The organism is Vibrio sp. 10N.286.46.A8 (genome assembly GCF_041470165.1).
In the GTDB taxonomy this organism is placed as follows: Bacteria; Pseudomonadota; Gammaproteobacteria; order Enterobacterales; family Vibrionaceae; genus Vibrio; species Vibrio tasmaniensis_A.
In genome coordinates, this window is the sequence record NZ_JBFRLX010000241.1 from 1 (window position 1) to 10,679 (window position 10,679).

8 protein-coding genes and 1 pseudogene are annotated in these 10,679 nt (G+C 42.9%); 4 read left to right on the forward strand and 5 right to left on the reverse strand.

Annotation, left to right across the window (positions count from 1 at the left end; genetic code table 11):
• Positions 1 to 220: 220 nt before the first annotated feature.
• Both AB4232_RS20085 and AB4232_RS20090 read right to left on the reverse strand, forming a co-directional pair.
• The gene (locus tag AB4232_RS20085) at positions 221 to 988 is read right to left on the reverse strand and encodes a 1-acylglycerol-3-phosphate O-acyltransferase (protein ID WP_372087850.1); all 768 of its coding nucleotides are present in this window, start codon (positions 986 to 988) and stop codon (positions 221 to 223) included.
• A gap of 197 nt (positions 989 to 1,185) precedes the next feature.
• Entirely contained in the window at positions 1,186 to 2,124 is a 939-nt protein-coding gene (locus AB4232_RS20090; protein ID WP_372087851.1) for a hypothetical protein, read from the reverse strand.
• A gap of 270 nt (positions 2,125 to 2,394) precedes the next feature.
• Here AB4232_RS20090 and AB4232_RS20095 point away from each other — a divergent pair, with 270 nt between their 5' ends.
• The 4 genes and pseudogenes from AB4232_RS20095 (at position 2,395) to AB4232_RS20110 (ending at position 7,986) form a co-directional block, all read left to right on the forward strand.
• Positions 2,395 to 4,107 carry a class I SAM-dependent methyltransferase gene (locus AB4232_RS20095; protein ID WP_372087852.1) on the forward strand — a complete coding sequence of 571 codons (1,713 nt, stop codon included), beginning with the start codon at positions 2,395 to 2,397 and terminating at the stop codon, positions 4,105 to 4,107.
• A gap of 57 nt (positions 4,108 to 4,164) precedes the next feature.
• Entirely contained in the window at positions 4,165 to 4,893 is a 729-nt protein-coding gene (locus tag AB4232_RS20100; RefSeq protein ID WP_372087853.1) for a DUF429 domain-containing protein, read from the forward strand.
• Positions 4,894 to 4,991: 98 nt separating this feature from the next.
• Positions 4,992 to 5,800, forward strand: a pseudogene (locus tag AB4232_RS20105) (M15 family metallopeptidase).
• 305 nt (positions 5,801 to 6,105) lie between these two features.
• The gene (locus AB4232_RS20110; protein ID WP_372087854.1) at positions 6,106 to 7,986 is read left to right on the forward strand and encodes an ATP-dependent zinc protease; all 1,881 of its coding nucleotides are present in this window, start codon (positions 6,106 to 6,108) and stop codon (positions 7,984 to 7,986) included.
• A 139-nt stretch (positions 7,987 to 8,125) separates the two neighbouring features.
• Here the strand turns inward: AB4232_RS20110 and AB4232_RS20115 are convergent, their stop codons facing one another.
• From AB4232_RS20115 to AB4232_RS20125, 3 genes are all read right to left on the reverse strand, one after another.
• On the reverse strand, positions 8,126 to 9,439 hold the full coding sequence (locus AB4232_RS20115) for a HipA domain-containing protein (protein ID WP_372087855.1): 1,314 nt from the start codon (positions 9,437 to 9,439) through the stop codon (positions 8,126 to 8,128).
• A complete protein-coding gene (locus tag AB4232_RS20120) occupies positions 9,423 to 9,725 on the reverse strand; it encodes a helix-turn-helix transcriptional regulator (RefSeq protein ID WP_009848316.1) in 303 nt (100 codons plus the stop codon). The genes AB4232_RS20115 and AB4232_RS20120 overlap by 17 nt, the downstream gene beginning before the upstream one ends.
• Before the next feature lie 318 nt (positions 9,726 to 10,043).
• On the reverse strand, positions 10,044 to 10,196 hold the full coding sequence (locus AB4232_RS20125; RefSeq protein ID WP_372087856.1) for a helix-turn-helix domain-containing protein: 153 nt from the start codon (positions 10,194 to 10,196) through the stop codon (positions 10,044 to 10,046).
• Between the last annotated feature and the right edge of the window lie 483 nt (positions 10,197 to 10,679).

Consider the following 10,679-nt stretch of genomic DNA (forward strand, 5'->3'; position numbering starts at 1 on the left):
AGATCCTGTGACGGTATGTTTGCCGCCATGGTGAATCACTTTCATCGTTTACTCCCATTGCTCTATAAAGCCATTAACGCCTGTTTTTATTTTGCGGATAAGCGCCAGCAAGTAAAACAAGAACAATGAGAGTTGCGATCGTTGAGTGTCTTTTTAAGTAACTGAGCAATGACTCTGTGGGTTCGTTGCGAGTTGGTTCTTGTTCCTTCTGTGACTACTGTTAGCGCACGGAAGAACCGTCTGAATCCAGTTCTGGGTTTTGTTGCGCCTCTAAACGAGCCACTTCGGCATCAAGCTCTGCTATTTTTTCAGCCATCAAGGCATGGCAGCGATTCGCTAACTCTCTCGCGTCGCTGAGCTTGTATCCAGAGACATCTATAGGCTCCAGCATCTCGGTGATCACAATGCCATTATTAACTCGGTTGAGGTCAATCTTATTGTGTGTGGTGCTGGTACACATCGGGGTGATAGGTACGCCAGCTTCAATCGCCATTCGAAAAGCGCCCGTTTTGAATGGCAGTAGTCCACGCCCTTTACTGCGCGTTCCTTCAGGGTAAACCCAAACAGACAGATCTCTCTGGTGAATCGCTTCCGCCACTTGCTTGATGGTATCGCGTGCTTTGGACTTGTCTTCGCGGTTAATTAAAATATTACCGGTGATCCAATACAGCAGACCAAAGAAGGGCACGTACAACAAATCGCGTTTGCCTAAAGAAACCGTGCGAGGCCTTAACATTCCTGGGGCGGTCACAAAATCCAACACGCTTTGGTGGTTAGATATGTAGACACTCTTTTCTTGTGTCGGCGCATTATCTAGGCCTCTCTGTAGGATCTTTACCCCAACGAGTTTTTGTAATTGGTTGAACCAACGGCAAAAAACGTACACATGCTTTGGGTTTTTGGGGCTAAACAAGCAGTAACCAAAAGCACATAGAGTGGTGAAAATAATAAACACCGTCGCCAAAATAATACGAAGAACAGCAAGCACAATTCACTCCTTACTCACGACAAGATTGCAGTGATTAAATAGTTTTAGATGCTTGAAGTTTTCACTCTATTTAACCGAATTGCAACAATTAACTGTGATAGGGGGCTATTTTTAGATCTTTATATAAAACAATGACTAACAATGGGTGTTTGACACAGTTATCGAGCTTACACGTGTTCACCAGTAATGGCTCATGATCACCAATACTGTTTATTTGGATCCGATTTTTCTACCCATTCCGGATCTTGACGAGATTCTAAGTAGAGTTGTAGGCCGTTATAAGACATGAAAGCTGCAGGGCCCCCGAGGGGCTCGAAATAGTCAAAATAATCATCCTCGAGCGCGCAAAGGTGAGCTAAGTCTTTAACGTTATTCATCATTGCCCATTGAATAGCGAACACTGGAGCCGTCGAACCTGAAATGCTGACCTCTTCGACATTTGGGTTGAACAGTGAATTAGCTTGTTCAAGCAGTATCTCTTCTTGTTCAGATTCTTGCTGCAAAATTTCTTCGATGATCTCTGAGCGTTTGGTATTAGAGACATTCTTATTCAGCTTGGCGATTCGAAGCGCGTAGCTAAAACGGTCTGTTGAAACGATGTCGACAAGTTGCGATAGCAGCTCTTTGTCTACGCTCGAAGCCTTGGTGAAATAATCGATACACGAATTGATTGAAGCATAACGAGTACCGTCAAACTCAAAGCCACTGGTTTCGTCGTATACCTCAAGTGGGATGTCATCAACCGACAAAGGCCAGCCTCTATAATCGACTCGTTGTTTGGCTATTTGATACATCTTCCAAGCACTACGGCCAAACCCGCCAAGCGTCGAGCCCGAGAAATCAGAATCGATCAGCTCTTGCTCCGTCCAGTTCTCACCGATGCCAAGGTGCTTAGCGTACTTGTCTATGAGAGTGTGTTTTATCTGATCGCGCACCGCCCAAATTGAAGTCAGACTCTTGGAATAGTTAATTCTCGCACACTCCTTGCAAGCCGGCAGTACTATCGGTGAATAGTCTATCTTGGCAATAGCTTGTGCAGTCTTAGGGAATTCAACAACATCATTGGAAGGTTCACCACAAAACCAACAAGTGTGGCGCAGGTTGAACGGGGTATCTATGTGTGAGTATGTGGTCATTAGTCTTTATCAGCTAGGTACTTGAGGCGAGTTAATCATATTCAAACAATTATCTCTGTTCGCACGTCAGCTTGCACCTTGTTTGTTTTTGTTTTGCTGACGAAACTGATTCGTGATGTGACTCGCCTGATGAGCTCATTAGGTGGATATTGATATAAAACAGTCACTAACGATAAATATTGATTGGTGTGGCTGAACTTACATGACTTGCTAGCAATCGCCTAAGCTCCCCATTACTATTGAGATAGACTCCTAACCCCAATAGCGCATATGTCCTCATCGATTCCTTTTTACGATAAAAATGCTCACACACTTTGTGAACAGTACAACTCAGTGACGTTCGAGACGGTACATAAAAGCTGGCAAGCTTATTGGCCTTTAGAGGGCGATAAAGTACTAGATGTTGGTGCAGGAAGTGGTCGTGATGCGCTATGGATGCACAAAGCCGGAGCTGATGTTATTGCGATAGAACCAAGTGCTTCATTACGCGAACAAGGCTCGAAATATACAAGCCCAAGTGTTACCTGGGTTGATGATTCACTTCCCTCGCTTAGCCGCACTGAAAACCTCGGAATGCGTTTTGACTTGATATTGGTGAGCGCAGTATGGATGCATTTAGCCTCGTCTCATCGAGAGCGTGCATTTAGAAAGTTGTCTAACTTGCTGGCTCCAAATGGCAAGTTGGTGATAACTCTACGTCATGGGGAGTTTCAAGACAGTCGACAAGGCTATGAAGTCTCGGTTGAAGAGCTCGAGCGTTTATCAAAAAATAGCGCCTTGTTGGTTCGTCATGTTGATGATAGCCAAGATACATTGAACCGCAGTGAAGTGTGGTGGCAAACCGTGGTGATGACACTCCCAGACGATGGCTCCGGTGACTTGAACAAGGTGCGCCACATTATTGTGAATGACAATAAGTCGGCCACATACAAGTTGGCTTTGTTGAGAACATTACTGCGAATTGCGGATGCGCATTCAGGCGCCGTGATTGATCGAACTGATGGGAAAATTTCTCTACCAGTGGGCTTGGTTGCTCTGTATTGGGTTAGGCAGTTTAAGCGACTGATTGATATCGACATAGAAGGCGCTGGGATTCAGCAAAATAGCAACACAACGAAGGGGCTTGGGTTTGTAAAAGAGGATGGGTGGAATAAACTCAAACACCTAAGTGCTGATGATCTAGCGATAGGCGCTATGTTTCTCGGCGATGAAGCCAAGGCTCTACAAAAGCTATTTTCACAAACGATCAGTACCATTAAATCAGGGCCTGTGACTTTTATTTATCAAGGCTCGAAAGACAACCGACTATTCGATATATACCCACCACAAAAACGACGGAAGAGCCGAGAATCACTGGTCATTGATAGTGAGTTCTTAGAAAGTTTTGGTTATTTTACTCTCGATGAAAGCCTGTGGGAGTGCTTTAGAATCTACCACTCTTGGATTGAACCGCTGGTGGTGAATCAGTGGGTCATGGAGATGCAGCGTTTCGAGTTGAACCGACAGCGAAGTATCTCACTACAGACATATCACGACTGCTTGGTATGGATCGATCAAAACCACGATACTCGCGATGTGCGTAAACGTGTCGAACAACTTAGATCTGAACGTACCGATATTTTCAGTGTCTGGAGTGGAAAATCATTAAAAAATGAGTATCACGTTGATCACTGCTTGCCTTTTGCTTATTGGCCGAATAACGACAAGTGGAACCTCTTTCCGACCACAAGCAAAGAGAACCTAAGCAAAAGTGACAAAGTTCCTACTGCTGAAAAACTTCGAGCGTCTAAGTTTCGTATTCTCGAATGGTGGCAATTGGCGTGGAGCGATTCGGCTCATTTTGAACAACAATTCTTTTCTGAAGCAGCACTTTCTTTACCCAATATTCCACCACAGTGTCGAGACTTCGAAGAGGTGTTCGATGCAATGGGTTTACAGGTACGTGGCGTGAAAAGCCGACTGTTAATTAATGAGTGGCACTGATCATTAAGTGGCTAGTTATCCCAAATAACCCTCAACAAACTAATCATCGAGAACACAATGAAATACATCGGAATTGATGGCTGCAAGGCGGGTTGGATTGCTTGGATTGTCTCAGACAATGAGGTACCTGCGTTTAAAGTGGTAAACACCCTCGATGAGTTGGTTGATGAATTTGCAGGTTCGATGACGCTAATCGACATGCCAATTGGCTTTAGCGATTCGCTTACTCCAGATAGATTATGCGATAAAGCGGCAAGGCGTTTTCTCACCAGTAAGCGTGGCTCTTCCGTTTTTCCTGTTCCGTGTCGTGAGGCGGTTTACCAAACCGATTACATTGCGGCGTGTAGTGCCAATGTGGAGCAGCTCGATAAGAAGTTTTCTAAACAGACTTGGGGAATTGTGCCCAAGATCCGCGAGCTTGATGAGCTCATTGAAACTCATCCCAATCTTTCTATCAGGGAATCACATCCTGAAGTTGTGTTTGCAGCATTGAAAGGTGAACCGCTGACGTTTTCAAAACGAACACAAGAAGGCAAAGAGGAAAGGCTTTCTATTATTCAGCAACTTGCCCCTCAGTGGTGTGACGGCTTGTCGTTGTCCATTTCAAATACCAAGCGTAAAGACGTCGCGATAGATGATATTTACGATGCTTTTGTACTGATGTTGATTGCCTATTACGCTCCGCAATTATCGACCTTACCTGAACTTTCTGATGTTGGTGGAGAAGCTGACAAGGATCAGAACGGACGAGTTAGAGAGATTGTCTATTGGAATAAAGCGCGCTAACAAATCGTGCGCTCAACTTGGCTTAATATGCTATTTTCTAACTTATGCTATTTTCCAACTTCTGCTACTTTCCACTCTTATTATTTTGAGTCTTTGATATGAAACGTTTTATTGTCGGCTGTCTGGCCACTGTGCTCAGTGCTGCGAGTTATGCTCAAGTTGCGCCTATATCTCAATGGCAATGCGATATGATGAAAAAGAACAATGTATTGAGCAGCGGTGCGCCTGTTGGTTGTGAGCGGTTATCTAAAGTGGATTTCGATTTCATTAATTTCAAAGGGGAGACGCACAGGGCAATATGATCGTGCTTGATGTTATTGCGCCAGCTGTTGAACAAATCTTTTCAGAGCTTAAACGGCGCAATTTTCCTCTTCATTCCGCTCGCCTAATGCGTGAATTCAGAGGTGATGATAGCGCCTCAATGGACGCGAACAACAGCAGCGCCTTTAACGCTCGTCCTATTACAGGCGGAGGAGGTTGGTCGAAACATGCCTATGGTGTGGCAATCGACATCAACCCAGTTCAAAACCCTTTCTTAGAGTTTGATAGCAACGGAAGAATCACGGTAAAGCCTTCACAATCTGCGACTCGTTATGTGAACCGTACTCGTTTTCGTGCTCGTGATGAAATTGAACGCCGAGGCATGGCAGAAGATGTGGTTGAGCTGTTTGCTCATCACGGATTTATGATCTGGGGAGGGGATTGGAATAGCCCAATCGATACTCAGCATTTTGAGGTCGGCTCAAGAAAATTCGTTAACCAACTGCTCTCTAAACCACAACTTGAAGCCAAAGTGTTATTTGAGCGCTACGTCGAATCTTATCGACAGTGCTCTATCAAAAATAAAGGTGAGAACGCAGAAAAAGCTCGGGCTATCTGTGCAAAGAAAACAGTCGGCACTTTTTAGTGCTATGTTTATCTAGAATCGTTTGTGTTTTAGCAAGTTAAACTCGCTTCAGGTGTGTTTTGAATCGCTAAGGTCAGCGCTTGTCGTTGGCCTTTTTGGTATTTATTTTTTCAATAGAACACCACATATTGAAAAGGTTATCGGGTATCCAATGGTCAATAATCGATAAGCGAATGCTGCGCTAAGTCATCGGTTTGTCATCGAAAAACTCATAGCGTTAACGTTATGTGAGAACCATTGCTGGTGGGGGAACTATTTTCCGAATCGCCAGTATTATTAGTGAACTGATCACAACGGACCAACTAATGAAAAAGATACCTTTGGCTCTAACTCTTTTAAGCACTCTACTTTTTTCACAGTATTCTTTGGCTACAGACACTTCACACACCACTCAAAATCCGACCTACGAACTCGATGGTAAGGCGGTATTAGGGCGTACAGAGAATGTATACCTATCTAGCGTTCAAGGGCTAAAAGACGTTCCTTTCATTGGTAAAATCGATACCGGTGCAGAAACCACTTCTATGCATGCGGAAGACATTCATGTGAAGAGCTCTAATGCCGACTACAAAAACCTCAAAGACAAAGAGTTGATGGCGGCGTTAACCGAAGACCTGTTGAACAATTCCGATGTTGATTACGATGATTGGGATGGCAGCACCTTTGCGAAATATGAAGCTGTGGTCTCTTTCAAGGTTCAAAACCCACGTACGGGTGACATGGTATTAATCGAAGCGCCTTTAGAGCGTGTCAGCATAATACGCAGCCGCACCAGCAGCACGCCTTTGCTTCGCCCTACCGTCAAAATGTCGCTCACCATTGCGGATCAAGAGTTAAAAACAGACGTTAACCTGACCGACAGAAGCCACTTCTCTGCGCCAGTATTGATCGGCAAAACCTTCCTTGCGGATAACGCACTGGTGTTTGCTGGTTACGACTATTTGCAGGAGCAGGAAAACGCGACGGTTGTTGGCCGAAAAGAGGTGATGTCTATCTCGGGAATGGCGATGAACGCGACCTTCTCATTAAAAAATCGCTACAGCATTCTTCATGCGAAAGAGATCGATGTAGATAAGAAGAACAGTGAAGTGACGTTTGATATGTTCGACAACGATGGTAAGCAGAAAGAGATGACACTGCCATTAGTTCGTATGTTAAGTGTAGGTGGTAAAAAAAGACCTTTGGTGTATGTGCCGGTTCAACTCGATGAAAACACAACTAAAGACGTTCTGGTGTACCTACGTGAGCGCTCGAGTAGTGAATCGCAGTTGAGATTTGGAACCAACACAGCCAGCGAACTCTTCATGATTGACACCAGTGCTGAGAATATTTTATCAGAAGGTTCAGAGAACTTTAGTGATGTGGCTGAGTCTGGTGAGCCTATGATTATCTCGCCGGAAGAGGACATCACCCTAGATGACTTTCCTCTTAAGGCGGTGGCTTCTTTCACGGTCAATACGCCTTTGTTGAAGGTCGACAGTTTTGAAATGACAGGTAAAGGCAAAGATGCTTCCGTTGAATTTTATCTTACCGATGTAAATGGTGAGAAGCAGAAGGTGACCAAGCCAATTATTAAGAAGCTTAAAGTCGGGGATGATACTCGTCCGGTTGTAAGTGGTGAGTTTGCGGTGTCTGGAAAAGTGCGTACGCAAGAGTTTGCCATCGACGTGCTCAATACGAATGAGAAAGAAGCGTACTTTATTTTAGGTAAGAAGATGGCAAAAGAAGGCGTTTACGTTAATACGCGTTCTGATTACCTTCTGAAAGCTGAGCCACTGTTTAAAGTAGGGCACATCGAAGTCGTTGAAGTGAACGGCATGAAGTTCCCGGCCAAGCTCGACACCGGTGCCGATGTAAGCTCAATGAACGCAGTCAACATCAAACGATTTAAGAAAGATGGCCAAGACATGGTGAGCTTTACCTATCAAAACAACCAAGGTGATAAGCAAGATTTCACTAAGCCAGTGATTGATGTAATGCGCATTAAAGCCAAGAAAGGTGAGAAGGTGAACATTCGCCCTGTCGTTGAAATGAAGGTTAAGCTCGGAGACCTAGAGAAAGAGGTGAGGGTAAACCTTCAAGACCGTTCTCGCTTTGAATACAGCATGATCCTAGGTAAGAACTTCTTAAAGCACGGCGCAGTAGTGAGTAGCGATGAAGATTACTTGTTAGGTGATATGGAGTAACCCCTAAACTTATCTAATTTCTATCGGTTCAACTTCCTCATCAGTAACTGAACTGGCTGCGTTAATTATCAAGTAGAAAGCACAAAGAGCTTTTGCTCTTTGTGCTTTCTATATTCTGATTAGATAGCTTATCTATAAGTTAAAGCTCAATTTCAGTGATGAGTGGTGATTGTTTAAGGAAGTGCTTACATCTAGCCACAACGATTTCACGGTATCGGTTTAAATAAGGTAATTGTGAATCAGAAGTAGGAGTGACGAGAGATATAGCATCATCAATGTTGTTTATAATGTCATTTGCGATCTTTACTAGGCTCTGTTGAAGCAATTTTGGTGAAATACCACAATCGTCAGCAAACTCTACAAGTTGGTAGGCATTAATAGAATCTGAGTCAAATTCATCCCCAATTGCCATCGCAAGATCCTGCTCAAATTCAGGGTACATCCTTACATTGACTAGATCGTAAAGTGGCGTTGGTGTTAAGCCCGATTTTTGGACAAAGAAACTGAAGTTTTTGCCATGTGCATCTGCGTTATAAATGCAGAGATTGAACATTGCCCACTTTAGGATCGCTAGTTTTGCCGCTAATGGGTTTTCACATTGCTCTGTTACCGAAAAAAGTCGGGTGAAGCTGACACCATCACGAATATGACTGACATCTCTTTGTTTACCTAAGTTTCGTTCATACTTTCTATCGACACCTAGGTTACAAGCTTGACAGGCATCGATCATATGCCTTCGTTTCACACTTGTTGAGCTAAATAGCTTTCGATCAAATCTCTCTACAATTAAGGCTGGAAATTGGTCAAAATACCGCAACTCAACATCAGCAACATCTAGTTCAACTAGCTTCGCTAACTTCATCGTCACAAATTCATTTATGACAAGGTGTTGTTGGTCATTTTTTTCGAACTTCACAATGTGAGTTGAGCATAGTTCACCCTCTCCAAACCCTAAGTTTCCATCGATAGATAAAACGTTTAGCTTAGATTGAACCCCCGCTACTGATAGTCTTGGTTTTCCTTCCCATATTTCTAAATACCCAAGCTCAGGGTCAGATAGTTTCTTAATTAATTCACTATCGTTGATTGGGTTGAAAGAGGTTTCAGTTTGAACTGGAGAAACACCTTCAGATAAGAACATCATTGCACCTGATGTATCTGTTCCAATACCACCAACTTGTGCAAATACGTTTGAACGTGATACGCCAAGAAAGTCGATCAAATAATCTAACCCTTTATTTTCAGGGAGCAAATTCTGTAAGAACCTCCTGATATTGACTGATGGTATATCAGAGTTAAATGGAAGGTGTGGCGATATGGGAAACCCATTATCAATCCAATCTTGCTTGTAGAATACAGATAGAGCATCACTTTCTTTACTCAGTGATAGTTTGCCTATGACTTGCTGGCTATAGACTATATCGAGGATGTATTGATTAGACCCAGACATCATTACCTTTCTCCTGCGATGAGACTGAAGCATCTAAGTCTTGCCATGGTTGTATCGATATCTTTATTCCTAGAGCAGACACAACTTTCATTAAAGAGGTTAGTTTAATATCGGAGCTGCCTTGTTCAATTTTTATGTAGGTTTGTTTTGAAACACCAGAAAGCAATGCTGCATCTTGCTGAGTGATTTTACTTTGAGTTCTTTTTGCTTTGATCGCCTCACCAAGTAGTGATGGTGTGAACACCTGGCTTAGATCTGGTGACTCAGTTGCTTTTACTTTCTTAACCATAGAACCTCCATATAGCATGATGCAATAAAGTATGCCTTAGTAGACTTTTAAGTTATTTATACGTAGATTTTAAATAAAAGTCTATTAAAGTTCACTTTTATAGTGGATACATTGAGTTATCACATAAAAGTCTACCGTAGTGAACTTTTATAGTTACAAACTTGGCGATATTATTAAAAGTCTAATGTGATTTACTTTATGTAATGAAAGAACAATAGAAAACTCAAAGCCATGGGGCTTTGAGATACCTAAAGTATGGCTAACTCTCTATCGGAACCTTAAGGTGGTCGTTCAAGTATTGTGTGTAATACAAAGGCATTACAACATTCTCTTGCTCTCACTTCTTGTTTCAACCTTTACTGTCAGATCTAAGGCTTGAATGATTTTAAACATGGTAGAGAGCGTGGCTTTATCTGGTCTAGTTTCAAAGTTAGAAATGGTAGCTCGCTTTATGCCGACTCTCTTTGCCACTTCGAACTGAGTCCACTTATTTTTTTGCGTATTAGCAATAAAGTACTGGCTAATTGTTGTGGGCTATAAATCACAAGTTGTCACTTCATATTATGAGGTTTGATCCCCATTAGAGGATATTGGCCGTGCTATCCCAACAAAGGGATATATAACTTTATACCTTGCAGGGGATAATCAAAGCCTTTAGTTTAAAGAGGTATTGCAAGAAGGTGGATACCAGCCTTTATTAGACTTGTCGCTAAGTTTTTCTGCGATTGGCGATTATCCATGCGGGTAAGGTGAGATGATGGTTACACGTAAGTAGATCAAATATGCCACACAAAAGTTAATTGGAAATACTGACTTTGAAGCGCATGAGATGGTTCGAAACTAAAGTCATGGGAATCAAAAGCACTTTACACCGTGCGTCACCCTGTGAGTGAAAGGTAGCGCGTTTAGTACCGATAGCATAATTGATGACTATAAAATAAAAAAAGGGCCAAC